The organism is Sphingopyxis sp. 550A (assembly GCF_053569535.1).
Genome location: NZ_CM131615.1, coordinates 1,293,407 through 1,319,020 on the forward strand (window position 1 = coordinate 1,293,407; position 25,614 = coordinate 1,319,020).

The 25,614-nt window shown below is 64.3% G+C and carries 24 protein-coding genes and 1 pseudogene; 6 read left to right on the plus strand and 19 right to left on the minus strand.

Going from position 1 to position 25,614, the window contains the following annotated elements:
• Window positions 1-15: 15 nt before the first annotated feature.
• From ACVENA_RS06170 to ACVENA_RS06180, 3 genes are all read right to left on the minus strand, one after another.
• Entirely contained in the window at window positions 16-147 is a 132-nt protein-coding gene (locus ACVENA_RS06170; RefSeq protein ID WP_449328056.1) for a hypothetical protein, read from the minus strand.
• Window positions 148-504: 357 nt separating this feature from the next.
• The gene (locus ACVENA_RS06175; protein WP_257546699.1) at window positions 505-1,695 is read right to left on the minus strand and encodes an IS91 family transposase; all 1,191 of its coding nucleotides are present in this window, start codon (window positions 1,693-1,695) and stop codon (window positions 505-507) included.
• A gap of 5 nt (window positions 1,696-1,700) precedes the next feature.
• Window positions 1,701-2,609, minus strand: coding sequence for a tyrosine-type recombinase/integrase (locus tag ACVENA_RS06180; RefSeq protein WP_257546696.1), 909 nt, complete (start codon window positions 2,607-2,609; stop codon window positions 1,701-1,703).
• Between the two features lie 849 nt (window positions 2,610-3,458).
• Here ACVENA_RS06180 and ACVENA_RS06185 point away from each other — a divergent pair.
• From ACVENA_RS06185 to ACVENA_RS06195, 3 genes are all read left to right on the plus strand, one after another.
• Window positions 3,459-4,673: an NAD(P)/FAD-dependent oxidoreductase gene (locus tag ACVENA_RS06185; RefSeq protein ID WP_449327823.1), complete on the plus strand. Its 1,215-nt coding sequence runs from the start codon at window positions 3,459-3,461 to the stop codon at window positions 4,671-4,673.
• Window positions 4,674-4,799: 126 nt separating this feature from the next.
• The gene (locus tag ACVENA_RS06190) at window positions 4,800-5,768 is read left to right on the plus strand and encodes an SDR family NAD(P)-dependent oxidoreductase (RefSeq protein ID WP_449328057.1); all 969 of its coding nucleotides are present in this window, start codon (window positions 4,800-4,802) and stop codon (window positions 5,766-5,768) included.
• Complete coding sequence (locus tag ACVENA_RS06195) at window positions 5,768-6,376, plus strand: LOG family protein (RefSeq protein ID WP_449328900.1); 609 nt, start codon at window positions 5,768-5,770, stop codon at window positions 6,374-6,376. The genes ACVENA_RS06190 and ACVENA_RS06195 overlap by 1 nt, the downstream gene beginning before the upstream one ends.
• A gap of 87 nt (window positions 6,377-6,463) precedes the next feature.
• On the opposite strand, the gene ACVENA_RS06200 is transcribed toward ACVENA_RS06195, so the two are convergent.
• From ACVENA_RS06200 to ACVENA_RS06240, 9 genes are all read right to left on the minus strand, one after another.
• Window positions 6,464-7,294: an alpha/beta fold hydrolase gene (locus ACVENA_RS06200; RefSeq protein WP_449327825.1), complete on the minus strand. Its 831-nt coding sequence runs from the start codon at window positions 7,292-7,294 to the stop codon at window positions 6,464-6,466.
• 283 nt (window positions 7,295-7,577) lie between these two features.
• Window positions 7,578-9,431: a PAS domain-containing sensor histidine kinase gene (locus ACVENA_RS06205; RefSeq protein WP_449328058.1), complete on the minus strand. Its 1,854-nt coding sequence runs from the start codon at window positions 9,429-9,431 to the stop codon at window positions 7,578-7,580.
• Window positions 9,428-11,461, minus strand: a complete 2,034-nt coding sequence (locus tag ACVENA_RS06210) for an ATP-binding protein (protein ID WP_449328059.1) — start codon at window positions 11,459-11,461, stop codon at window positions 9,428-9,430. Before ACVENA_RS06210 ends, ACVENA_RS06205 begins: the two co-directional genes overlap by 4 nt.
• The gene (locus ACVENA_RS06215) at window positions 11,458-11,838 is read right to left on the minus strand and encodes a response regulator transcription factor (protein WP_449328888.1); all 381 of its coding nucleotides are present in this window, start codon (window positions 11,836-11,838) and stop codon (window positions 11,458-11,460) included. The genes ACVENA_RS06210 and ACVENA_RS06215 overlap by 4 nt, the downstream gene beginning before the upstream one ends.
• A 94-nt stretch (window positions 11,839-11,932) precedes the next feature.
• Window positions 11,933-12,583 carry a response regulator transcription factor gene (locus tag ACVENA_RS06220; RefSeq protein WP_449327828.1) on the minus strand — a complete coding sequence of 217 codons (651 nt, stop codon included), beginning with the start codon at window positions 12,581-12,583 and terminating at the stop codon, window positions 11,933-11,935.
• Window positions 12,580-13,098, minus strand: coding sequence for an RrF2 family transcriptional regulator (locus ACVENA_RS06225; RefSeq protein ID WP_449327829.1), 519 nt, complete (start codon window positions 13,096-13,098; stop codon window positions 12,580-12,582). The genes ACVENA_RS06220 and ACVENA_RS06225 overlap by 4 nt, the downstream gene beginning before the upstream one ends.
• Before the next feature lie 114 nt (window positions 13,099-13,212).
• Entirely contained in the window at window positions 13,213-13,824 is a 612-nt protein-coding gene (locus ACVENA_RS06230) for an outer membrane protein (RefSeq protein WP_449327830.1), read from the minus strand.
• Window positions 13,825-13,897: 73 nt separating this feature from the next.
• Entirely contained in the window at window positions 13,898-14,320 is a 423-nt protein-coding gene (locus tag ACVENA_RS06235; RefSeq protein ID WP_449328060.1) for a hypothetical protein, read from the minus strand.
• 29 nt (window positions 14,321-14,349) lie between these two features.
• Window positions 14,350-15,099, minus strand: coding sequence for an SDR family NAD(P)-dependent oxidoreductase (locus ACVENA_RS06240; protein ID WP_449327831.1), 750 nt, complete (start codon window positions 15,097-15,099; stop codon window positions 14,350-14,352).
• A 98-nt stretch (window positions 15,100-15,197) separates the two neighbouring features.
• On the opposite strand from ACVENA_RS06240, the gene ACVENA_RS06245 reads away from it, so the two are divergent.
• Window positions 15,198-16,091 (plus strand): LysR family transcriptional regulator, encoded by an 894-nt coding sequence (locus tag ACVENA_RS06245; RefSeq protein WP_449327832.1) that lies wholly within the window; start codon window positions 15,198-15,200, stop codon window positions 16,089-16,091.
• Between the two features lie 142 nt (window positions 16,092-16,233).
• On the opposite strand, the gene ACVENA_RS06250 is transcribed toward ACVENA_RS06245, so the two are convergent.
• The 7 genes and pseudogenes from ACVENA_RS06250 to ACVENA_RS06280 form a co-directional block, all read right to left on the minus strand.
• Complete coding sequence (locus ACVENA_RS06250) at window positions 16,234-17,148, minus strand: MBL fold metallo-hydrolase (RefSeq protein ID WP_449327833.1); 915 nt, start codon at window positions 17,146-17,148, stop codon at window positions 16,234-16,236.
• Window positions 17,149-17,703: 555 nt separating this feature from the next.
• Window positions 17,704-18,894 (minus strand): IS91 family transposase, encoded by a 1,191-nt coding sequence (locus tag ACVENA_RS06255; RefSeq protein ID WP_257546699.1) that lies wholly within the window; start codon window positions 18,892-18,894, stop codon window positions 17,704-17,706.
• Between the two features lie 5 nt (window positions 18,895-18,899).
• The gene (locus tag ACVENA_RS06260; RefSeq protein ID WP_257546696.1) at window positions 18,900-19,808 is read right to left on the minus strand and encodes a tyrosine-type recombinase/integrase; all 909 of its coding nucleotides are present in this window, start codon (window positions 19,806-19,808) and stop codon (window positions 18,900-18,902) included.
• 137 nt (window positions 19,809-19,945) lie between these two features.
• Window positions 19,946-21,397 carry a hypothetical protein gene (locus ACVENA_RS06265; RefSeq protein ID WP_449328061.1) on the minus strand — a complete coding sequence of 484 codons (1,452 nt, stop codon included), beginning with the start codon at window positions 21,395-21,397 and terminating at the stop codon, window positions 19,946-19,948.
• Window positions 21,398-21,604: 207 nt separating this feature from the next.
• Window positions 21,605-21,712, minus strand: a pseudogene (locus ACVENA_RS06270) (transposase zinc-binding domain-containing protein); the annotation flags it as partial.
• Between the two features lie 114 nt (window positions 21,713-21,826).
• Window positions 21,827-22,405, minus strand: coding sequence for a hypothetical protein (locus ACVENA_RS06275; protein ID WP_242777692.1), 579 nt, complete (start codon window positions 22,403-22,405; stop codon window positions 21,827-21,829).
• Between the two features lie 57 nt (window positions 22,406-22,462).
• The gene (locus ACVENA_RS06280) at window positions 22,463-22,669 is read right to left on the minus strand and encodes a hypothetical protein (protein ID WP_449328062.1); all 207 of its coding nucleotides are present in this window, start codon (window positions 22,667-22,669) and stop codon (window positions 22,463-22,465) included.
• A 92-nt stretch (window positions 22,670-22,761) separates the two neighbouring features.
• Between ACVENA_RS06280 and ACVENA_RS06285 the strand changes: the two genes are divergently transcribed.
• Window positions 22,762-24,888, plus strand: coding sequence for a sensor histidine kinase (locus ACVENA_RS06285; RefSeq protein ID WP_449328063.1), 2,127 nt, complete (start codon window positions 22,762-22,764; stop codon window positions 24,886-24,888).
• A gap of 2 nt (window positions 24,889-24,890) precedes the next feature.
• On the plus strand, window positions 24,891-25,538 hold the full coding sequence (locus ACVENA_RS06290; RefSeq protein WP_242777698.1) for a response regulator: 648 nt from the start codon (window positions 24,891-24,893) through the stop codon (window positions 25,536-25,538).
• Window positions 25,539-25,614: the final 76 nt, after the last annotated feature.

Genomic DNA, 25,614 nt, shown 5'->3' on the forward strand with positions numbered 1-25,614 from the left:
CCCCGCCGGGGAGGATCAGGTCGATCTCGGTGCCGGGCCGAGCATGCGATCGTAACGGAAACCCGCGCCTTGCTGGGAGATGTCGACAAGGTGGATCGGGCGCGCATCGTCGCGCAGGGCCACGATCGCCTCGACATCGACCGGCACCGAAGTCGCTGAACGACAGCTTTCCGCTCGACCATCCTGAAAGCGGAAAGTCTGCAACCGTTGAGAGTTTCGGACGCCGCCAGGCGTCGGAAAGTCTTCGATGCCCGAACCGCGGTGGTCATGGTGTGAGCTATGGGGAAAGCTGTTTTGCGGAGATCGTGGGGTAGCTAGGTGCTGCCGAAAAGCGGACGTGCGCGATAGCGGACCGTCTGCATATGGGTCGCAAAAGCGGACGCCGAAAAGCGGGCGGACCGATTTTGGTGGTGCGACGTCTGCTTTTGGGCAGCCCCGTCGCGAGCGGGTCCGCTTCCAGGCGCGGGTCTGCCCTGGACGAGGAAGGCGACGGGCCGTGCCGGGTCACGGCGCCGGTGTCCCGGGTGCGAGGGATGGCGGTGGCGGCGCGCGGGACTGGTAGCGGCGCTCGAAGACCTCAATGATGATCATGGTACCGCCGCAGCACGGGCAGGTCGGTCGGGGCTCTGCATCGTCGGCGGGCTCGTCGGTCGGTGGGGGTGCGACATCGAGCAGGCGGCGGGCGCGTTCGAGATGATCCTTGCGGTGTGCGCTGGCGAGGAGGCCATAGTGGCGGATGCGGTGGAACCCGCGCGGCAGGGCGTGGAGGAGGAAGCGGCGGATGAACTCGTCGGCGCCGAGCGTCATGACCTGCTGCCGTCCAGCGCCGGCCTTGCGGTAATCCTTGTAGCGGAAGGTGACGCCTTCCTCATCGAACCGGAGGAGCCGACTGTTCGATATGGCGACCCGGTGGGTGTAGCGCGCGAGATAAGCGAGCACGGCCTCGGGACCAGCGAACGGCGGCTTGGCATATACGACCCAGCGCTTCTTCCTGACGGGAGAGAGGTGCCGCAGGAAAGCACGTCGTTCGCCAAGATGAGTGAGGCTGCCAAAGAAGGCGAGCTTGCCGGCATCGTGCAGCGCGCGAAGGCGGGTTAGGAACAAGCGTCGGAACAGGGCACCAAGGACGCGGACCGGGAGCAGGAAGGCTGGGCGTGCGGATATCCAGCGCGTTCCATCGCGGGAGATGCCGCCGCCGGGCACGATCATGTGGATGTGCGGATGATGGGTGAGCGCCGAGCCCCAGGTGTGGAGGACGGCGGTGATGCCGATCCGGGCACCGAGGTGCTTCGGGTCGGCGGCGATGGTCAGCATCGTATCGGCCGCGGCCTTGAACAGCAGGTCATAGAGGGGCGCCTTATTGTGGAAGGCGATCGCGGCAACCTCGGCAGGCAGGGTGAACACGACGTGGAAATAGCCGACTGGGAGCAGATCGGCCTCGCGCGCCTCGAGCCAACTGCGCGCCGCAGCGCCCTGGCACCTGGGGCAGTGCCGGTTGCGGCAGCTGTTATAGGCGATCCGCCAGTGCCCGCAGTCGGTGCAGGCCTCGACATGCCCGCCGAGCGCGGCGGTGCGGCAATGTTCGATCGCCGACATGATCTTGAGCTGGTGCAGGCTCAGATGCCCGGCATGGGCGGCGCGGTAGGTTGGCCCGGCAGCGCGGAAGATGTCGGCGACCTCGAGTGAGGCGCGCATCGACCTCAGCCGTCGGGCGCTTCCTCGCTGGGCGATGCGAGCGCGAGCCTGTCGAGCGGGCTGACGATCGAGCGAACGGTCCTCGTCGCAACCTGGGTGTAGAAGGCGGTGGTGTTTAGCTTGGCATGGCCGAGCAGCGCCTGGATGACGCGGATATCGACACCGTCCTCGAGCAAGTGGGTGGCGAAGCTGTGGCGCAGCGTATGCGGTCCGACGCGCTTGTCGATGTCTGCTGCTTCAGCGGCTTCGACGACGACACGGTAGAGCTGGCGGGTGCTGATCGGCGCCGCTGTGCTCTGTCCGGGAAAGAGCCAGCCGTCGGGGACGAGGATGCCCTGTTGCCGCCCGGCGCGCCACCAGTCGCGCAGTAGCAGGAGCAGCCCTTCGGGCAGCATGGCATTGCGGTATCGCCCGCCTTTACCGTGCTCGATCCGGAGCAGCATCCGCTTGCTGTCGATATCGCTGACCTTGAGCGCCGACACCTCGGCGACGCGCAAGCCCGCGCCGTAAGCGACCGACAGCGCCGCCTGGTGCTTCAAGGAGCGCGTGGCATCGAGCAGGCGCTTCACCTCGGCCATGGTGAGGACGACCGGGATCTTGCGTACCTGCCTGGTGCGGACCAGCTTGCGCGCGAGGTCGGGGCGGTCGAGCGTGTGCGTGAAGAAGAACCTCAGCGCGCCGACGATGCTGTTCATGGTCGGCGCCGGGACGCCGGCTTGTTGCTGCTCGATCTGGAACTGCCGGATATCCTCGGCGCTTGCGGTGTGCGGCGAGCGCCCGAGCCAGGTCGCGAACCTCCCAACGTCGCGCAGATAGTTACGCTGCGTCTCCTTCGAGAAGCGGCGCATGGTCATATCGTCGATCAGGCGCTGGCGCAGCGGGCTGATCGGGCCAATCTGGATAAGTTCATTCATCGTTCGACTCCTCAGGTGAAGGAGCCGAAAGGGTCTGCCTGCGGCAGCCCACGTTCAATCAGGCGATGCGCTCGAAGGGCTGCTTTACATCGAGGCTAGCGCCAATCCGCGCAGCGGTTCGTGCAACGGCCAGAGATGAAGAGTTGCATCCTGAGGGCACCGCATGTTGGGCGCAAGTCCTCCGACCCATATGTTCGCACAGGGTCACTAGGCTATTGAGTAGAATGGTCGTAAATCATTCCTGAACGCAATCTGCCATCGCATCATCGAGGCAGAAATCATGCGAGGCCACCCCCCAACCCTTTCACGCATTCTCTGGAACAGCGTTCGGAGAAATATCTTCCTGTCGGCGCAATCGAGCGCCCGACTTTCTCAGCTGTTCGCTTTCGGGGGTTGCCTACGGGCTTCGGCATATTTGCCGCTTGCGCAATGCGCCAGCGTTTTCGCGTTCGCGGTACTTGCGGTGCGCTCGGGCAATGGGGTTCGAAGGGCGCCTTTGCTGCAAGGTGCTTTTCTTCGCAACGCACCGTCCCAGATATTCGAAACCGTGGTTACGCTGGTGGCCCTTACGATGCGCCTGTCTCCTCTTGAGCGCGATCTTGTCGCGGCCAGCTTGCTGAGCCTTTTGTATCGATTCTGAAGGTCGGTGCCGCCAGCCTGCCAACTTGATGCGTGCGACATTCCGTCACCTCGCCCTGTCCTAAGGAATAGGTCTGCCTCGCCATCGGTCTGCAGCCGCTAGCCCCTTGCACGATAGGCGAGGGCCGGGCGGTCCGCGATGCTCGGGTCGATCTTCCCGGCGCCCGCTTCAGCGGGTTGGAGGAGGCCCCATTCAGCAAGGAGAGTCCCGTGGCACAGAAAATCGTCATTATCGGAGCCGGTTTCGCCGGACTGCTGGCCGCCCTTTCGGCGGCGCGGCTGCGTGATGAGAAGGGTGTCTCGCCAGCGGATTTGACCATTACCGTCGTCGCGCCCGAACCCGCGCTGATCGTCAGGCCGCGCCTCTATGAACGCAATCCCGCGTCGATGACGGCGCCCCTCCGCGAGCTGTTCGCCGCGACCGATATCGATTTCCGTGCCGGATGGGTCGACAAGATCGATGCAGAGAAAAGCGTCGTCAATTTGAAGGGCGTGGACGGCTCGGCCGAAATGCTGCCCTATGATCGTCTGGTCGTCGCCGCGGGAAGCCACGGATTTCAGCCGCCGATACCTGGCCTTGCCGATTTCGGCCATAGCGTGAACGATCGGGCGGCCGCGGTCGCACTCGATAAACATCTGCAAGCACTCGCCGATCGACCAGCATCGCCCGCGCGTGATACTGTGGTGGTGGTCGGCGGCGGCTTCACGGGGATCGAGGTGGCGACCGAAATGCCCGACCGGCTGCGCGAAATCCTCGGGCAGGATACGCCGGTGCGCGTGGTGATCATCGAGCATGGGCCGTGTGTCGCCGGCGACATGGGTGACGAGCCTCGTCCTTATATCGAGGCACGGCTGCGCGAGCTCGGTATCGAGACGATCGTCGGATCCGGCGTTTCCGGCCTCGACGAAGGCGGTGTCGCGCTCGACGATGGCGCGCGGATCGAAACCGACACGGTGATCTGGTCGGCAGGCATGCGTGCTTCGCCCCTGACCGCACAATTGCCCGGAGAGCGCGACACGCTCGGTCGCGTCCTCGTCGATCCCGATTTGCGGGTCCCTGGAGCGCCGCATATTTTCGCAACCGGCGATACCGCGAAGGCGGCCACCGACGATAAGGGTAATTTTTCGCTGATGTCATGTCAGCACGCGCGCCGCCTCGGCGCCTTTGCCGGGCATAATGCCGCCGCCGACCTGCTTGGCGAGCCAACCCTGCCATATGACCAACCATCCTATGTCGTGTGCCTTGATCTCGGTCCCGATGCCGCGATCTTCACCCGCGGTTGGTCACCCCGGACCGTCGAGATCACCGGACCCGAGGCGAAAAAGGTCAAGATGGAGGTCAATCGCGTTTGGATATATCCGCCCGCGGCAGAGCGCGCGGCAGCATTCCAGAATGCCTTCGAGGCGCGCACGGTCGATTTCTGAGGGGCGCTTTGCCGGGCTCCGCGATGGTCGTGCGCCTCACTCATTTTCGACCGACATTTTTCCCGCGGGCGCAATCGCGGCCCGTCGTCCCCTATCGAACAGGAACTCTCCATGACTGCTGTGCAAATGCCGCTTGATACGCCCTTCGGCCCGTTCACGACCGCCGCTGATGTCGCCGATGGCGTCGATCTTACAGGGAAGTCCGCGATCGTCACGGGCGGCGCATCGAATCTGGGCTTTGAGACGGTCAAGATACTCGCTTTGAAAGGCGCTCATGTTGTCGTGCCGGCACGCAATGCGAGCGCGGCCCGGCAAGTTTTCCACGATATGCCAAACGTCGAAGTCGCCGCGATGGACCTTCTCGACCCATTGTCGATCACAGCCTTCGCGTCCGGCTTTGAGGAGAGCGGTCGCGCGCTCGATCTCCTGATCCTGAGCGCCGGAGTCATGGCGACCCCGCTGTTTCGCGACCCCGCGGGGCGGGAAGGTCAGTTCGCGACTAATCATCTCGGTCATTTTCGTCTGACCGCCGCGCTCTGGCCGCGGCTTCGCGGTGCAGCCGGCGGCGCGCGCGTGGTCGTCCTGTCGTCGCGCGCGCACCAACTTGGCGGACTCGACCTGTCAGATCTCGATTTCCGGCGCCGCGCCTACGACAAATGGTTGGCGTACGGCCAGGCCAAGACGGCAAACGCCCTCTTCGCCGTCGCGCTCGACGCGCGCGGCGCGGAGCACGGCATTTGCGCCTTTTCCGTCCATCCCGGTTCGATACTGGGACCGCTTGCGCGTCACTTGAGCCGGGAGGAGATTAAGCAGTTCGGGGCGGTGCATCCGGACGGCACGGCGGTCGTCGATCCGGACCGCGACCTCAAGAATCCGCAACAGGGTGCAGCCACGACGATCTGGTGCGCCACGTCGCTCGCGCTGGAGGGTGTTGGCGGGGTCTATTGCGAGGACTGCGACATTGCCCCCGTCGAAGCGGACGGCGAACTCGGCGGCCCCGGTGTGCGCCCGTTCGCGATCGACCGCGAAACGGCCGAAGCGCTGTGGCGCGAAAGCGCCCGGTTGCTCGATATTCATCAGCCGGGATATTGCTGATGACCGCCGAACGGACACGGGGGCAGGCCCGCCAGCTTTGCGTATTTTCGGGTTCCAGCCCGGGAATTTCGCCCGCCTATGGAGCCGCCGCACGGAGACTTGGCGAGCAGCTGGCGCTCGGCGGAATAGACTTGGTCTATGGCGGCGCGTCCGTCGGCCTGATGGGCGCCGTTGCCGATGCCGTGCTGGCGCGCGGCGGCCGGGTAACCGGCGTCATTCCGCAGGCGCTCGTCGAAAGGGAAGTCGCTCATCCGGGGCTGACCGACCTGCGCATCGTGGCCTCGATGCACGAGCGCAAGGCTCTGATGGCCGAGCTGTCTGACGGCTTCATCGCACTTCCAGGCGGGATCGGAACGCTGGAAGAACTGTTGGAGATCTGGACCTGGGCGCAGCTCGGAAGTCACATCAAGCCATGCGCCGTGCTCAATGTATCGGGTTTCTATGAGGGGCTGCTGCGATTCCTCGATCATATTGCCGGGCAAGGCTTTTTGAAGCCTGTCCACCGCGACATGCTGATCGTCGAGGACGACCCCGCTATGCTCCTGCGGGCCATGGCGCAATATTGTGCGCCGGTAGCGAGCAAGTGGATCGGCCCGGCTCAAAGATAGGCTGACGCATCCTCGCTTGGGCGGGTTGGCGCTGCCGCGATCGCAAATTAGCCAGGACGAACGTGGCGGTTCGTCCCGGCCTCTATTTTAGCTCCGGATGAAATCGAGCATATCCCTGTTGATCACGTCGGCGTGGGTCGCCGCCATGCCGTGCGGAAAGCCTTCATAAGCCTTCAGCGTCCCCTTCGCGAGCAGCTTCGCCGAGAGCGGGGCGGAGTCCGCGAACGGCACGACCTGATCGTCGGTGCCGTGCATGACCAGCGTAGGGACCGCAATCTTCTTCAGATCTTCGGTGAAGTCGGTTTCGGAAAACGCCTTGATGCAGTCGTAGTGGGCCTTGGCGCTGCCGACCATGCCTTGCCGCCACCAGTTCTGGATCAGGCCCTGGCTGACCTTCGCGCCGTCGCGGTTGAAGCCATAGAAAGGGCCCGAGGCGATATCGAGGTAGAATTGCGACCGGTCCTCGGCCAGTGCCTTGCGGAACCCGTCGAACACCTCGACGGGAAGACCGCCGGGGTTGCTGGCCTTCTTCACCATGACTGGCGGAACTGCGCCGACGAGAATCAGCTTTGCGATCGTTCCGGCTTTGGCGCGTGCGGCATAATGCGCAGCTTCGCCGCCGCCGGTCGAATGGCCGATGTGTACCGCGCCCTTGAGGTCGAGCGAAGCGACCAGCGCCGCGACGTCGGCGGCATAGGTGTCCATCTCGTTGCCGTGATCGGTCTGCGTCGAGCGGCCGTGACCACGCCGGTCGTGGGCAATCACGCGGTAGCCCTGAGAGAGGAAGAAGAGCAGCTGGTTGTCCCACTCGTCGGCCGTGAGCGGCCAGCCGTGATGGAAGACGAGCGGCTGCGCATCGCGCGGCCCCCAGTCCTTGTAGAAAATCTTCGCGCCGTCACTGGCAGTGATATAAGTCATGGGATCGGCTCCTTTGTGAGCTTTCGGGGGGATTGTGCCAAGGCTGACAGCCGACCAGCCCAGGCCGCCTGCAAGCGTCGCCGCGCCACCGGCGGCGACGAGCGCCCGGCGACCGATCATGAAATCCTGAAGTATGGGCATGCTGTGATCCTTCGCGTCGAACCGATGCCGTATACGGGATGCCCGGGACGGGATCGGCCCACTTGGGATAAGGATTTCGGGCGGGAGCGCGATTATACGGGGGATGCGCTGCGACTATGCCAAGGTCGAGGCAGGTTGGCGACTAGTCGTCGCCGCCCTTCGCTATTGGAAGGGTGAAGGTGAAGCGCGCGCCGGTGGGTTCGACGTTGTTGGCTCGGAGTGGGCCGCCGTGCGCTTCGACGATCGAGCGGCAGATGGCGAGACCCATTCCCATGCCGTGCACCTTGGTCGTGAAGAAGGCTTCCAACGCGTGATCGGGGTCGGCAAGGCCTGGCCCCGTGTCGGTGATATCGATCCGTATGCGACCGCGCTCAACGGCTCCTTCCAGCCGTAACTTTCGGCTGCCCTCCGGGCTCGCAGCCATTGCCTCGATTGCGTTGCGCAGGATGTTGACGAGAACCTGCTGGATCTGGACGGCATCGATTGCGACGGGTGGAAGGCCGGGGGCGAGCCGAATGTCGAGCGATGTTCGACTTTGCGCGAAGGGCTCGGCGAGGAGGTCTCGCACTTCGCCGACGAGCGCGCCGAGGTCGGTGGATCGGCGCGGACCGGCGCTATTTTGGAAAAGGGCACGGATGTGGCTGACGATGTCGGCTGCGGATTCGGCGCTTCGCACGATCCGGTCAACGATGCCCCGCGCGCGGGCGATGTTCGGCTCGTCGCCGGCCAGCCACCGCTGGCAAGCCTGGGCGTTGGTCATGATGGCGGCGAGCGGCTGGTTGACCTCATGCGCGATCGATGCCGAGAGCTCGGCGAGGCTCGCCGCCTCGCCGGCTTTCGCGAGTTTATCCTGCGCTTGCCGGAGCTCATCCTGCGCCCGGATCTGGTCGTGGATATCGAGACAAACGCCGTTCCACTGCACGATTTCGCCGGCTTCGTCGCGCATGGCGGCGAGCCGCGTTTCGACCCAGCGAAACATCCCGTCGAAGCGGCGCTGCCGATGGGTGAGCGCATAGGGCTCGCCCGTGCGCAGCGAATGATCGAGACGCTCGTTTACGCGGTCGAGATCGTCGGGATGGATGATGGCGCCCAACAGGCTTTGCAATCGCGGAACATCGGGTTCGTCCTTCGCCGCGACGTCGAAGCCGAGGAATTCGCGCATGTGGCGGCTGAAGTAGATCGGCCGGCCCGAGGGCGTCATGCACCAGATAAGAGCGGGCGCAGTCTCGAGCAGTTCGCGCAGGGAGCGCTCGCTCTCGTGCAGGGCGGCGTCGGTCCGTCGGAAGACATCGACGTCGAAACCCGTGCCGTACCAACCCGTAACGCGGCCGTCGTCGGCGCGTGCAGGGCGGATCGCGAAGCGGTGCCAAACATATTCGCCGGTTGCCCGCAGCACGCGATATTCATAGTTGAACGGTGTTCCGCTGCGCATGCAACGGCGCAGCTCGGCAGAAGCGCTGTCATAGTCTGCCGGATGCACGCCCCTCTTCCAGCCAAGGTCACCGCCGTCGAGGAAAGCCGCATCGCTCAGCGGCTCGTTGAAATCGTCCAATGTCATCGCAAGCGATGTCTGGGCCATGGGGGTCGCATAGGTGAAGCGTCCTTCAGCGTCGAAGGCGAAGGCAGAGCCGTAGACGTCTTCGATGATCTTCGCGGCGTTTACCGCATCGCCGGTTTCCCCGAGCGAGGTGGCGAGCGCCCAGTCTTCGTGCGGGTCGTGAACCAAGGGGCGTACGGTGACATTGGAGGAATAGGCAGGTTCGGCACGATATTTGTGCCATCGCCATCCGTGCCTTGGCGAGCGCTGGCGGTAGCTGACGACCTGCGGCACGCCGCTGCAAAAGGCGCGTGCTTCTGCCTGTGCAATGGCTTGGCGGTCTCCGGGATGAATCGCCTCGTCCGCATGGATATGGGGTTGGGCATGGCGCCGCCATACAAGCGCGCCCATCGCGACGCCGATTGCCAGACCGGCGAACAGGCCAGCCGGCTCGATCATGATGCCTGACGCGCGGGCGGCAAGCGGACGCGAAATTCCGCGCCGCCCTCTGGATGGTTTGAGGCTGACACTCCGCCGCCGTGCGCCGCGACGATCGATCGGCAGATTGCGAGGCCGATTCCCATCCCTTGCGGCTTCGTAGTGAAGAAGCCGTCGAAGATTTGGCCGAGATGGTCAGGGTCGATTCCCGGTCCGCGGTCGCGCAAAGTGAGCACGGCTTCGCCTTTTGAGCCCGCCGTCGTTGCAATATGGATTTCCCTGTCGGCCTCGCACGATGCCTCGACCGCCTGCGCCGCATTGATCAGCAGGTTGACGATGACTTGTTGGAGCTGGATGCGATCGCCGACGATTTTCGGAACGCGGCGTGCATAGGATGTCGTCACGCGAATGCCGCGTGTTTCGATCTCGTGGCGGACGAAGAGGAGGCTTTCCTGCACGAGGTCGTTGAGCGCGATCGGTACCGGTTCGGGTGCCTGCTTGACGGCCATGCTGCGAATGCGGCGGACGATATCGTCGGCGCGGCGCGCGCTCGTCGCGATCCGCGTTGTCAGCTGCGCGACCTTGCCGATGTCGGGTTCGTCGCGCGCCAGCCAGCGAAGGCTCGTCTCGGCATTCGTCATGATTGCCGCCAGCGGCTGATTGACTTCATGGGCGATCGAACTGGTCAGCTCGCCGAGGGTCGAGATGCGCGCGGCGTGGCTAAAATCGGCCTGGAGTTGCCTGAGCTCGGTCTCGATGCGGAGTCGTTCCGTCACATCTTCGAGGCTGAAAATTGTCGTATCGAGTTCGAGCAGCGGTTCGGGATAGGTAACCGAAAAGCGGACGTCGAGCAGGCGACCGTCAAGCGCGCGTATCTTCATATATTCGCTGTAATTCTTGCGCCCGCTGAATCGCCCGATCATGACGCGGCGCAGCGAGTCCGGGCTTTCGGCGAACAGATATCCGACGGGCCGGATTAAGTCCTGTACGCTGGCACCGCCGACGAGTTCGATCGCGCATCGATTGACGTCGGTGACCGGAACGCTCGCCGCTGCGAATTCGACGAGTTCAGGGTGATCGTCGAGATGTCCTGCAAAGTCGGTGACACCGCGTGAGCGCAACTCGGCGTATATCTTGCCCATGTGGCTCGCATCGACCTGCCAGAGCGCGACCGGCATATAGTGAATGAGCTTGCGGTAGCGCGCCTCGCTGGCGCGCAGATAGAGGTAGGATCGATCGTCGTCGGCCACGCCGTCGACGGCAACGAATAACCGGTCCGGTCGATCGTCGCCCGCGCGCCACACGGTAACGAGCGGATCGCGCAGGATGCCGTCGGAGGCAAGGCGGCGCTGGACGCTGCGGCACTCGCGGTCGGCGCGTGCCTCGAGGATGAGATCAGCAAGGATCGTCCGACTTTCGAGAGGCCAGAAAGCCGCGACCGACTGTCCGGCCATCAGGGCCCGCCCGCGGTTGCCGCCAACCAGTCTCGCGGTCCGATCGTTGACCTCGACGATCCGCGCGGCATTGACGAGGCCGTGGAGAAGTTCATCGCGCTCGGACGTGTCGGCGCCGGGCGCGCGGGGGGCGAGACGAGCGAGGATGTTGGCGGCGGGCGCGACGTCGATTTCCCAACTCGCCGCCATCGACCGATCAGGGACTGGGTCGTGCGCTCCCGTCCAGCCTGGTGCCTCGGGCTCCGCGCGGGCATATTCGACGACGTCGCGCAGCGTTCCGGCGCCGTCGTAACGCAGATGCCGCCGGATCCTTGCGACCCGCACGTCGCCGTCGCGCGTGCGGCGCCGAACACGTCCCTCCCACGCGCCTTCCTGAAGCAATTGCGACCAGGCGTTCGCCTCGTCGCCTGGCGCGGGCGACAGCTGGGTGCCATCGGTCCCGCAAACGGCGAGTGCGGGCCAGCCGAACAGGCGCTCGGCGGCCGGGTTCCAATAGCGAATGATCCCGGCGGGATCGAGGATGACGATGCTCTCCGATGCGAGTTCCGCGATGCCCTTCACATCGCTCTCAAGCGGGTCGAGGAGGGTCGCCGTCACCGCTTTGAGCTCGAACCTGAACTTGCGATTGCCTGCGCGAGCGCTCCCAGCAGATGCTCGTCGGTGACGGGCTTGGTGAGCCACGCCTGCGCACCGATCGCGAGGGCATGGGAACGCGTCGCTTCGTCGAGCACCGACGATAGGACGATCACCGGCAGTTCTGCGCGCTCGTCGCGCAATCGTTCGATCAAATCGATGCCTGACATGCCCGGCATGCGAATGTCGGTCACAAGGCAATCGAATTGGCGGACGCGGCGCGCCGCAAGAAACTCGGCAGCGCCCTCGAAACATTCGCAGGCGAGCCCCGAGACCATCAGAAGGTCGCCCAGGGCTTCGCGAACGGCCTCGTCATCGTCCACGATCGCGACGGTCGGCATATGGGACAAGCGGCGGCATCCTCTTTCACGCGGCCTCGCTGGCCGATGGAGTCAATGTCGCGCAGCTTGTAAGCCATTATAACCATACCAAAGTCTAGGCCGGGGCCGGTTCGCGCACCTCCGCCGGCAATTTTTCCCACGCGCGGATCAGTTCGCCAACCGAAGCGGCCTGCATTTTACGCATCACATTGCTGCGGTGCAGTTTCACAGTGATCTCGGTTATGCCCAGATCGTAAGCGATCTGCTTGTTCAGCCGCCCCAGTGCGACTTCGCGCATGACCTGACTTTCCCGCGGCGTCAGCGTCGCATAGCGTTCGACCTGTTCATGGACGATTTGCGCATTGGCACGCTCGGCAATGTCGCGTTCGATCCCCGCGGTTACGGCATCGAGCAAGGTCTGATCGCGGACCGGCTTGGTCAGAAAGTCGACCGCGCCGGCTTTCATCGCCTGCACCGACATGGGGATGTCGCCGTGCCCGGTCAGGAAGACGATGGGTTTGGAAACACCCGCAGAGGCCAGATGCTGCTGGAGGTCGAGCCCGCTCGCGCCCGGCATTCGTACGTCGAGGACGAGACAGCCCGCGCGATCGAGAAGCGGCGATTCGATGAGGTCGCGGGTCGAGGCGCAGCATTCGGCCTCTATCCCTACCGATAACATCAGCTCGCTGATTGCGGTGCGAACGTCCTCATCGTCGTCGACGACCAGCACGAGCGGCGGCTGTTCCTCGCATGCCGGTCGGATCATCTTAGCCTATCCTCTGCTTGCGACGGGCGCGACCGCCGTCTTGCGAGTCGCGCGTCGAACCAGGCTTTGGTGTCGCCGCCGAACTCGGCGGGGGCCTTGCGCTCGAGCCGGCCGCCAATGTCGGCCAGCGTCTCGCTCGCCAGCGTGTCGCGCATTGCCTTTTCGGCCTTGAGCATGACCGCATGGATCGAGCAAATGCCGCGCGTCGCCCACTCGGGCGCGCCGTCCTCGAACAGAGCGCAACGCCCGCGTATGTCCTGACAGTCGAACAAGGGTTTGCGCCCCTCGATCGCATCGACCAGTTCGAGCACGCTGATCGCATGGGCCGGCCGCGCGAGCCGATATCCGCCGCGCACGCCTTCCGCTGCCGTCACGATCCCCGCCTTCTCCAGCTTGGCAAAAATCTTGGCCGCGAAGCTCGGCGAAATTCCCTGGAAGAGAGCCAGATCGCGGGCGCTGCGCGGCGCATCGCCCGCATCGATCAGGCCCAGCAGGCAATGCAGCCCATATTCCACGCTTACGGTCATGTGCGCCATAACGCGGATTATATTTGTCCGCGTTTGACAAGGCAAGACATTTCAGCCTTGCCTTGCCCGCCAAATTCAGTTTTCGGATGGGATGAGCGATCCTCAAAAATTCCAGGCGACGCCCGCCAGAACTTGATGCCGATCCCATTTGGTGCCGCCGCTGCCAAGGTCGCTGTAGCGATATTCGACGCGCGCCGAGATATGGTCGGTGACAGCCCGTTCGATGCCGCCGCCAACCGACCAACCGTCGAGATTGTCCTTGCCGCTGCGCGGACCTTCGAGATCGAGGATCTGCACCCTGGTGCGGATATTCTCATAACCGCCGCGCGCATAGACGAGGGTCTTGTCGGTCACGAGGTAACCGGCGCGGACGCCCAGGTCGAAACCATATTCGGGGTTGATCGCGGCCGATGCGTCCTTTTGCGCACGCGACAGGTCGTCGTCGAACCCGAAATTGACCGCCCCTTCGGCCGACAGCACGACCTTGGCGGCTGGCTGGAGATTATAGCCGAAGAAGATGCCGGCGGTCGCCGCATCGCGGCTGTCGTTGATCGTGGCGGTGCCAAGGTCGGTCGCGACCGAGCCCAGCCGATTCTGGCTCCAGCCGGCCTGCGCCCCGACATAAGGGCCCTCGAAGGTCTGGGCCGCCGCGGGCGCCGCCGTGCCAACTGCGATCAGCGCGCCGAGCGAGAGGGGGAAAGCAAGATTTTTCAACGCATGTTCCTTTCTGTCGTTTGAAAATTGGGGCGCGCGCGGCTGGGGGGGCGGGGCCGCGCGCGCCCCGCAGTCAGGCGCCCTTCCGGGGAGGGAGGAAGGCGCCATCGATGCCGCCCGGCCAAGGCGTCACCGTTTCACCGGCGACCATCCAGGTGCCGGAATCCTTGCGCATGCGAAGCTCGTACATCGCGGGCGGAGCGTCGGAGCTCATGCGGCGATAGAGGATCGCCGTCGCATGATCGCCCTGCTGCTCGACGTGAAGCACCCGATGTTCGGTCGAAAGCGGCGCTTCGCCCGCGTTGCGACGCGACCGGAATTCAGCGATCGAATCGTCGCGAAGAATTCGGGTCACCTCTCCGTCGCTGCCGAGGACCAGGAAAATCTGGTCGGGCGTGTAGAGCCTTTCCATGCCTTCGATGTCACAAGCGCTGCCGACATGGACGACGTCGTGGATCAAGGCGGCGATGGCGGGCTCGACGGGAGATTGGGTCATGCTTATTTCCTTCGATGTTTGGGGATGAGTCAGAGCAGCGCCATGCCGCCGTCGACGCGGAGGTTGATGCCGGTCACGAAGCTGCTGGCGTCGGACGCGAGGAACAGCGCAGCGCGCGCGAGTTCCTCCGGCCGGCCGAGCCGCGCGAGCGGGATTGCGCCCGCCATCATCTCGGCAAAGGCGCCACGCTCTTCGGGTGCCACGCCCAGCTTGCCGAGGATCTCGGTTTCGGTTGGCCCGGGACTGAGCATGTTGACGCGGATGCCGCGGTCCTTGAATTCGAGCGCCCAGCTTCGCGCGAACGCCGCGATCGCCGCCTTGGTCCCGGCATAGACGGCGTGGCCGTCGAGCACCTTGTCGCTCGCGAGCGAACCGACAAGGATGATCGAGGCTCGCTCCTGCAGGTGCGGCGCGATCGCCTGGACCCCAAAGAAAGTGCCGCGGGCATTGATTCCGAACTGGGTGTCATACTCGGCTTCGCACACCTCGCCCGATGGCGTGATCGTGTTGACTCCGGCGTTCGCCATATAGATGTCCGCACCGCCGAAACGCTCGCGAACAAGGTCCGCGACCGCGCGGTGGTGCGCCGGGTCGGCGACGTCGCCGCAGATCGCTACCGCAGCAGGGCCGATCGACCGGACTGCCTCGTCGAGTGCGGCCTGGCGCCGCCCGGTGATCACCACCTGCGCGCCCTGCTCGGCAAAGAGCTTCGCGCTCGCGAAACCGATGCCGCTGTTGCCGCCGGTTACTACGGCGACCTTTCCCTTCAAACTGTCCATAATTCACCTCTGTGGTTGAAGACGGAGATGGATTTGGCTTTTCCAGTTCGGAAAATTAGACTGGAGGCAGGCACATCATTTTTGCTAAAAACTATCGAATGACCGCTGGCCTCGAACCGACGACCGGACTTCAAGCCTTCGTGCGCGCCGTCGAGACGGGTTCGTTCAGCGCCGCGGCGCGTCTTGCCGGGACCACCCCCTCCGCGGTTTCTAAGAGCGTCGAACGGCTCGAACGACGCCTCGGCGTCAAACTTTTCCTCCGGTCCACCCGTTCGCTGACGCTGACTGTCGACGGGACCGCCTATTACGAGCGCATCGCCCCGCTGCTGCGTGCCCTCGACGAAGCCGGCGACGCCTTGAAGGGGGCTGAACGCGCGCAGGGGGTGCTGCGCGCCAGCATTCCCGGCGTGCTCGGTCCCGCGTTGATGGGAGCGCTCACCCGGGAATTCGTCCCGCGCTATCCCGAGATCAAGCTTGAGATCAGTATCACCGATCGCCATGTCGACCTGATCCGCGAAGGCTATGACGTGGCGTTGCGTGTCGGCGAAATGGGGAATGTCGACTGGATGGTGCGACGTCTTGCGACCCTGCCGCTCATCCTCGTCGCGGCGCCTCAATGGCTCGAACGCGTTGCCCATCCCGCGACGCGCGAAGCGCTCGCGCAATTGCCGCATATCCGGTATCGGCTTGGGTCGCAGGCCTATCCCATTCGCTTCGCCGACGGGACCGATCTGCTGCCCGAAGGGGCACTCGACACCGATTCGGGTCAGGCGATGCGGATTGCGGCGCTCGGCGGGGTCGGCATTGCGCAGCTGCTTCGGCTGGCGGTGGCGGACGATCTTGCCGCGGGACGCCTCGCCGAGATATTCCCGCACGATCCGCTCGCCTCGGTTCCCGTCCAGGCGCTGCACGCTTTCGGCCGCCTTGCACCGCTGCGCGTCCGATTGTTCACCGATTTTCTTGCAGACAGGCTTGCTGCGCATTCGGCCTGACGGACCATAAGCGTGCAGCGAGACGGGCTCGCACGGATGCCGCATTTCGAATTCCCTGGACTGGAGGGGGCGGTGTTCTGCCGGTTGGGGGCATACCGGCGCGATCGGTCGGTACGCCCCCGGGGGAGCCTTCGGCTGGAGATCAGAAATCCCAGAAGGCAGCGACCCAGCGGAAGGCGTCGCCATCGGCGGCGACGCGGCCCACCGAAGGGAAGGGCAAATGCGTCGCGACGAGATACTCACCGCTCGCGGCCGCTTGCTGCAACAGGCGAACGCGCACGCGCACCGATTCTTCGGGATCATGCTCGAAGCCGTTATGCCAGTCGGGATGGTCGAAACCGACGGGGAAGAGCGCGTCGCCCGCGAAGGTGAGGCGCTCGCCACCCGATGCGACATGGACGACGCAGTGCCCCGGCGTGTGCCCGCCGGTCAGCTTTGCGACCACGCCCGGCGCCACTTCGCACTCCTCGTCGAAGGCCATGATCTTGTCGGCATAGGCATCGATGAACTGCGTAGCCGTCTTGCGCAGAACCTCGGGAACGGGGTTAGGCATCGCCGTCTGTTCGAAGTCGGGGGTCTGCCAGAAGGCGATTTCGGTGGCCGTGACATGGATGCGCACGTCCGGATTCAGCCGTCGATTCACGTCCTCGACGAGCAGCCCCCCGACATGATCCATGTGCATATGCGTGATGATGATATCGGTGACTGATGCCAAGTCGATCCCCGCGGCCTGCAGCCGCTTGGGAAACTGGCCGGCGCGTGGGAAACCGGGGAACTGGCCGCCGAGGCCCGCATCGACCAAGATGGTCTTGTCGCCGCTGCGCAGCACGAGGACATTGAGAGCCCAGTCGAACATGTCGGGTCCGACGAACATATCCTTGAACCATTCGGCGCGGACCGCGGGGTCCACATTGGTGGCCATCGTTTCGGTGGGCAGCGGCAGCACGCCGTCGCTGACGACAAGCACATCGATGTCGCCGATCCGCAGCGCATAGCGCGACGGAACCAGCTCTTCGAAGCCCGAGGTGTCGGGCGTTGCAATAGTGTCGGGTTTCATGTCTCGATCCTCCTGAAAGCCGTGCAATCACGACGTTCAGCAAGCTAGGTGGCGGTCGGCTCCTGGTCGATTGGATCGAGGCATTGGTTGGGGCATACCTTCGGACAGGGACGATTGTCGGCATCGATAGCCGCAAAGCTGCTTTCGCTTGCTTTGCGGCGCTGACAAGGACCACGCCCTCTGGAAGCGAACGCTTTGGCCTGTCGCTAAACGTCCGCTATCCTCGTTTGCACGCTAAAAGCAGTCAGTCCGAAATCGTTGAGAGTTTCGGACGCCGCCAGGCGTCGGAAAGTCTTCGATGCCCGAACCGCGGTGGTCATGGTGTGAGCTATGGGGAAAGCTGTTTTGCGGAGATCGTGGGGTAGCTAGGTGCTGCCGAAAAGCGGACGTGCGCGATAGCGGACCGTCTGCATATGGGTCGCAAAAGCGGACGCCGAAAAGCGGGCGGACCGATTTTGGTGGTGCGACGTCTGCTTTTGGGCAGCCCCGTCGCGAGCGGGTCCGCTTCCAGGCGCGGGTCTGCCCTGGACGAGGAAGGCGACGGGCCGTGCCGGGTCACGGCGCCGGTGTCCCGGGTGCGAGGGATGGCGGTGGCGGCGCGCGGGACTGGTAGCGGCGCTCGAAGACCTCAATGATGATCATGGTACCGCCGCAGCACGGGCAGGTCGGTCGGGGCTCTGCATCGTCGGCGGGCTCGTCGGTCGGTGGGGGTGCGACATCGAGCAGGCGGCGGGCGCGTTCGAGATGATCCTTGCGGTGTGCGCTGGCGAGGAGGCCATAGTGGCGGATGCGGTGGAACCCGCGCGGCAGGGCGTGGAGGAGGAAGCGGCGGATGAACTCGTCGGCGCCGAGCGTCATGACCTGCTGCCGTCCAGCGCCGGCCTTGCGGTAATCCTTGTAGCGGAAGGTGACGCCTTCCTCATCGAACCGGAGGAGCCGACTGTTCGATATGGCGACCCGGTGGGTGTAGCGCGCGAGATAAGCGAGCACGGCCTCGGGACCAGCGAACGGCGGCTTGGCATATACGACCCAGCGCTTCTTCCTGACGGGAGAGAGGTGCCGCAGGAAAGCACGTCGTTCGCCAAGATGAGTGAGGCTGCCAAAGAAGGCGAGCTTGCCGGCATCGTGCAGCGCGCGAAGGCGGGTTAGGAACAAGCGTCGGAACAGGGCACCAAGGACGCGGACCGGGAGCAGGAAGGCTGGGCGTGCGGATATCCAGCGCGTTCCATCGCGGGAGATGCCGCCGCCGGGCACGATCATGTGGATGTGCGGATGATGGGTGAGCGCCGAGCCCCAGGTGTGGAGGACGGCGGTGATGCCGATCCGGGCACCGAGGTGCTTCGGGTCGGCGGCGATGGTCAGCATCGTATCGGCCGCGGCCTTGAACAGCAGGTCATAGAGGGGCGCCTTATTGTGGAAGGCGATCGCGGCAACCTCGGCAGGCAGGGTGAACACGACGTGGAAATAGCCGACTGGGAGCAGATCGGCCTCGCGCGCCTCGAGCCAACTGCGCGCCGCAGCGCCCTGGCACCTGGGGCAGTGCCGGTTGCGGCAGCTGTTATAGGCGATCCGCCAGTGCCCGCAGTCGGTGCAGGCCTCGACATGCCCGCCGAGCGCGGCGGTGCGGCAATGTTCGATCGCCGACATGATCTTGAGCTGGTGCAGGCTCAGATGCCCGGCATGGGCGGCGCGGTAGGTTGGCCCGGCAGCGCGGAAGATGTCGGCGACCTCGAGTGAGGCGCGCATCGACCTCAGCCGTCGGGCGCTTCCTCGCTGGGCGATGCGAGCGCGAGCCTGTCGAGCGGGCTGACGATCGAGCGAACGGTCCTCGTCGCAACCTGGGTGTAGAAGGCGGTGGTGTTTAGCTTGGCATGGCCGAGCAGCGCCTGGATGACGCGGATATCGACACCGTCCTCGAGCAAGTGGGTGGCGAAGCTGTGGCGCAGCGTATGCGGTCCGACGCGCTTGTCGATGTCTGCTGCTTCAGCGGCTTCGACGACGACACGGTAGAGCTGGCGGGTGCTGATCGGCGCCGCTGTGCTCTGTCCGGGAAAGAGCCAGCCGTCGGGGACGAGGATGCCCTGTTGCCGCCCGGCGCGCCACCAGTCGCGCAGTAGCAGGAGCAGCCCTTCGGGCAGCATGGCATTGCGGTATCGCCCGCCTTTACCGTGCTCGATCCGGAGCAGCATCCGCTTGCTGTCGATATCGCTGACCTTGAGCGCCGACACCTCGGCGACGCGCAAGCCCGCGCCGTAAGCGACCGACAGCGCCGCCTGGTGCTTCAAGGAGCGCGTGGCATCGAGCAGGCGCTTCACCTCGGCCATGGTGAGGACGACCGGGATCTTGCGTACCTGCCTGGTGCGGACCAGCTTGCGCGCGAGGTCGGGGCGGTCGAGCGTGTGCGTGAAGAAGAACCTCAGCGCGCCGACGATGCTGTTCATGGTCGGCGCCGGGACGCCGGCTTGTTGCTGCTCGATCTGGAACTGCCGGATATCCTCGGCGCTTGCGGTGTGCGGCGAGCGCCCGAGCCAGGTCGCGAACCTCCCAACGTCGCGCAGATAGTTACGCTGCGTCTCCTTCGAGAAGCGGCGCATGGTCATATCGTCGATCAGGCGCTGGCGCAGCGGGCTGATCGGGCCAATCTGGATAAGTTCATTCATCGTTCGACTCCTCAGGTGAAGGAGCCGAAAGGGTCTGCCTGCGGCAGCCCACGTTCAATCAGGCGATGCGCTCGAAGGGCTGCTTTACATCGAGGCTAGCGCCAATCCGCGCAGCGGTTCGTGCAACGGCCAACTTATCAATATTTTGTGCAAATGCGACTGGCGCCCTTGGCCGCGGCGGCGCAATTCTCCTGATACTGGCGCTGGCTGAGTGCGCGCGCATTCTCGAAGGCCTTCTCCCATGACGGAACGAAGCTCGACCCGGAAGAAGACGAGGGCGCGGCAGCGCTGCTGCAGACGACCGACTGGCGCTGCCAGCAGATCTCGCGCCGGATGTCGTCGCTGAGCGTCATGCCCGCGCTTTCATATTCTCCCTCAAGCCCTGCCGTCATCACATCGCGCTGCAGGAGGATAAGCGGGAGGCCGGTCAGCCGCCCCGCCTTAGCCTCGCGGATGCGGCCACGCACCTGCTCGCGATAGGCCTGCGCCGCGGCGGCCTGCGCCGCTTTCGCATCGACCTCAGCGCGTGCCTGCGCGGCGAAGCGGGCATTCTCCTCGGCCCTAACTGCGGCTACGAACTCCCTGGTTTCGGCCTTGCGCGCCGCGAGCACGGCTTCGGCGGTCGGAAAGGGCTTGCGGTGGAACGGATCGATCCAGCCTGCCGCCGTGCGCACCGCGACATCGCCATCCTTGTCGACATAGAGATCGAGATAGGCTTCGCCGACGGGCGGCGCCGCGAGGATCGGCTTTCCGCCGACATGCTGATAGAAGCGGACACCTTTCGGGGTGCGCCGGATGATCCACATCCAGGATCCGGCCTGAACCATACCGATGACATCGGCAGGATGCGTCTGCGGACGTAAGTCGCTGCCGATCGGGGTCAGGAGCGGCCCCGCACCCGGGCCCTTCACCTCGGCGGGCGGCGGGCCGCGCTTGACGAAATAGCCGAACCCGCTCGCGACCTTCACCATCTCCATGCCCGCGAACGGATCCTCGCCGCGCTCGTTGACGATCGCGCCGCCGATTTCGAGAAGATTATAAGGCACGGTGAGAACCTTGGTGCCACCGGAGAAGGGATTGAAATTGTCGACCCTGAGGCTGGTGTCGGTGCCGATCGGCGTGAGGATCGCGACATCATAGGGATGAATGCGCGTGTGCGGGAGCACGCCCATCAGCCAGGGCGGTCCGTCGGCATTATATGTCAAGGTCGTGATGATGCGCCGCCAAGGCGTTGGACGATATTCGCCCGTGCGGAGATCGATCAGAAAGGCGCGCTGCGATTCTGCGGTATCCTTCGGGTTCAGCGGGGCCTCTCCGACTGCGAGATTGCGGCCAACGGCATAGACGCGCTCGAAGCGCGGCGGTACGATCTCTCGCCCGCTCATGTCGGCGATCCCGACCAGCGGCAAATCCTTCTTCTTCGCGCCGGGCACCACCACCGCTCGGTAGAGCGGCTTCCCCTTTTCGTCGTTAAGGATCACTTGGCCATTGGACTGGGGCCTGTAGAGATAGTTGACCGCCGTCGGACAGCCATAGGGTACGAGCCCGGCCGCATCGAAGCAGGGCTGGGCAGTGGCTGCGACAGGCAAGCCGGTAGCAAGGGCCAAGGCAAGGAAAAAGCGCTGCACGGTCATGACATCCCCAATTTGCACGACCCTTTGCCATCGTAGCGATAGCTTCAGGTGAGCGGAAGACATGGAAGTCTTTCGGTCAAATCTCGATAGCGTCGATAGCGAGCGCTTTGGGACGTTGCAGCATGTCCGTTCTCTTTCTTTGGTCCCCAAAAGCGGCTGTCTCCAATTGCGCGCGCCGACGCCCTGGGATCCTGGGGCAGTGCCGGTTGCGGCAGCTGTTGCAGGCGATCCTCCATGCCCGCTGTCGGGACACGCCTCCATGTGGCCGCCGGAGCGCGGCGATGCGGCCCCAGAAATTACATCAGGAGAACTTTGGACATCGAGCGAGCCTCATTGTCGGTGCCAATAAAATCAGCCAGGCAAGCCGATGCGCCAAAAGCCGGATCAGTCGGCATATCTTCGATTGGCCTCATATGCCTCGAGTTCGAGCGGAGATTTTTCATGCCCATATTGAAGCAGTTCTGATACATATTGGCGCGCATAGGCGGCGAAGCCGGTGCTTCGCTCGATCTGCATCACATGCACAAGCTCGTGCGCAAGGCGCGGTCGATCGAGCGAGAAGCCATTGCGTATCCAGACCGAGTATCCAAAAGCCTGCGCATTGTTGGTAATCCCGGGACCGATGAAGCCGAATTTCTCGCCTGCAAGCTTGATTTCGGGATTGTCCGTTGGGAAGGGAACTTCATCGACAAAGACCAGGCGCACTCTTTCGGGATGCTTTATGCCGATTTCCAGGGCAAGGCGCGTCTGCTCCGGATCCAGAGGCGTTCCTGTCGATTGACCGCGCTCCTCTATTTTTCCCGCCCATCCTACATAATAGTCTAGAAATCTGCCCAGGAACTCATCTCGACCAGGCGAGATCGTGCTGTCACGACGTACCTGTTCTTCGGCCGCCAGCAGTCTGCCCGATGGGTTCAGGACGCAAACAATCAGTGCCGCCCCAACCATGGCTCGCCTGTGCATGGCGTAACGCCTCGACTGGCCTGCTGAACCGAGTCCGTACCTGATATGCTTCACTTCTTACATCCCTCGCTGTTCAATTTTCTGCGGCCGTCGCGCTGGCAAAATTGAGGTGCCGACGTTCACCAGTGAGGCGGCTGCTAAATGTTCTTCTTCGCTTCGTCGACGACTCAATCCGGTCGTAATGACAATCTTCAGATAGCCCAGGGTCAAAATATGGCCGGCGGACAGAGCTGGAACAGTTCGGCTTTGGACGTCTGGCGCCATCAATAACCCCGTTCGGGGGATGGCGCGTTGCCGTTTAACGGTACAAAGCCGATCATGACGCGACATGGACTTGGGGACAGGGATTGCTTGGCATGACGATACGCTTTCCACCGGCGGCGATCCTGATCGGGACCGTATTGATGGGCGTCGTGGCCGTCGTCGCCTTGCTGTATCTCACGATCCATCAGCCATGGCTGGGCGTCGCTATCACCGGCACGCCAGCCGGAGAAATCCGGATAGCCCACGTTCGCGCGGACGGACCCGCGCAGGGCATCACCGCGCCCCAGCGCCTCATTGCTGTCGAAGGAGCCGGTGAGGAGAGTGTGACGATCGAAGCGAACGACCTTGTCGACGAGCCCGACATAGCCGCCACCTATGATGAAATGGCGCGCTTCTTCGCCCGCCAGACGGAGATCGACCGGACGCTGCGACAAGCGACGGTGACGCTTCGCGGCACGGACAATAAGAGCGCCACCGTCACACCCTCGACACTGCGGCCGCTGGGAGACTTGCCGGGCGAGTTCTGGGTTCAGCTTTGCGTAGGGCTGGCGGCGTGGCTGGTGGGTGCATGGGTGTGGTCCTTGCGCCGCAGCGACCCCGCAACCGCATTGTTCGCGCTCGCCAGCTTTGCAATTCTCCTCGCCACCTTTCCCGCCGCACTCTATAGCACGCGCGAACTGGCGATCGACGGTGGCCTGTTTCGGTTCCTGTCGATCCTGAACCACGGCGGCGCGCTGATGTTCGCCGCTGCGATGATCGCGCTCCTCCTCAGCTATCCGGGACCGCTCGTTTCGGGGGGGTGGCGATATGCCCCCTTCTTCATCCTCGGTCCGTGGTGGATCGCCGATTCCCTGCAAATATTGGGCGGACCGCCGGTGGGGGTTCATCTGCCGATCCTGTTGTCGATGGCAGCCATCATAGCGTGCGCCGCCCTGCAATATTTGCGGGCATCGGGCGATCCGGGCGCAAGGGCCATCATACGCTGGTTCGGCCTTTCGATCACGGTCGGTGCAGGCAGTTTTGCTCTGACCGTCATCGCGCCGAGCCTGATCGGGCTGCCGCCGCTGCTGCCGCAATCCTACGCCTTCATCTTTTTCCTGCTCATTCATGTCGGGCTGGCACTTGGCGTGGCTCGCTATCGATTGTTCGACCTTGATCGCTGGGCGTTTCGCATCCTGTTCTACATGACGGCGGCGGCGCTGCTGCTGCTGGTCGACGCCATGCTGATCTCGTGGATCGCGATCGGCCGTGCCCCCGCGTTCGGCTTGGCACTGCTCTTGGTCGCCATTTTTTATCTGCCGCTGCGTGACACGCTGGCACGCCGGCTTTCTGGGCGCAGCGAACCGCGACAGGAGGCATGGTTTCCCGACATGATCGAAGTGGCGCTCGCCCCGTCCGACAAGGATCGCGATTTGCGCTGGCAAGCCCTGTTGAATACGGTGTTTCGCCCGCTACGGATTTCGCCGGGGCCGGATCGCGGCGCGCCGACCTTGCTGGAGGAAGGGACGGCACTGGTTATCCCGGCTATCGGGGCGCTCCCCGCGCGGCGACTCGACCATGCCATGCACGGCCGCCGACTCTTTTCACCGCGCGATGTATCGCGCGCCGCCGAGCTCTGTGCAATGCTGGCCCACGCGTTGGACAGCCGCATCGCCTATGAACAGGGGGTGGCGGCGGAGCGGGGTCGCATCACGCGCGATATGCACGACAATATCGGCGTCCAATTGCTCGGTGCCTTGCACAGCCGCGACGCTACACGCAAGGACGCACTTATCCGCGACACGCTCGTCGACCTGCGCGAGATCATCAACAATAGCGCCGGGCAGGGCCTTACGCCGGACGAACTCATGGCCGAACTTCGCGCGGACATGGCCGACCTTCTGTCGAGCGCCGGACTGACGCTGGTCTGGAACATGGAGATGGTGCCCGACTTTCCGGCCCGCGCCGTTCCGGCGATGCGGTCGATCCTGCGAGAGGCGGTAGGCAACGCGCTCCGCCATGCCGACGCCGCGACGATCCGCGTTACGCTGGTGCGTGCGGGTGATGGCCTGGTGCTGACCGTCGAGGACGACGGCCGCGGCTTTGTTCCCGACGCCGTCGTGCCGGGGCATGGACTGGAGAATATGCGTGCGCGCGTCGCGGCGCTGAAAGGTCGACTGGCGATCGAGCCCGCAGCGCCGGGAACGCGGATCACGGTCCATGTTCCGGTGGAAGCATGACAATGCAGCGCATTCTGATCGTCGAGGACATCTCTGAAACCCGCTGCTGGCTGGCCGATGTCGCCGCAGAGGCGTTCGCCGACTGCGATATCACCGTCGCGGCCAATATGCGTGAGGGTATCGCGGCGGTTGCGCGCGGCGACTTCGACGTCGCGCTGATCGACCTCGGTCTGCCGGATGGTTCAGGCTTGGAAGTCATGCGGAACATCCGGTTGCTACGGCCTGAAACCATCTGCGTCGTCACGACGGTGATGGCCGACGATGCCAATATCGTCGCCGCCCTGTCTGCCGGGGCCGACGGCTATCTGCTTAAGGAGCAAATGTCCGCGAGCGTCGTGCGCCAACTCCGCCAGATTTCGGAGGGCGTGCCCGCGCTGTCGCCCGCTGTCGCGCGCCGGATCATGGCGCATTTCCGCCTGACCGGACCAAGTGCGGAACCCGATGAAAGGCTGACAGCACGTGAAAAGGACGTGCTGGCGCTGATCGGCCGGGGCATGCGTAATGTCGACGTCGCCGCGGCGCTCGGCCTCGCTGAAAGCACGGTCGCGAGCTATATCAAGACCATCTATCGCAAGCTCGGCATATCCAGCAGGGCGGAGGCGTCCTGGCACGCGACCAAGCTGGGCCTCGGCGTGCCATCCAGCGAGTGAATACCCCTGTTCAGGGGAGAGATCGCGCCCTGCCAAAGCTGTAAGCGGCCGTTGTCCCGGCACCGCATCTGCGACC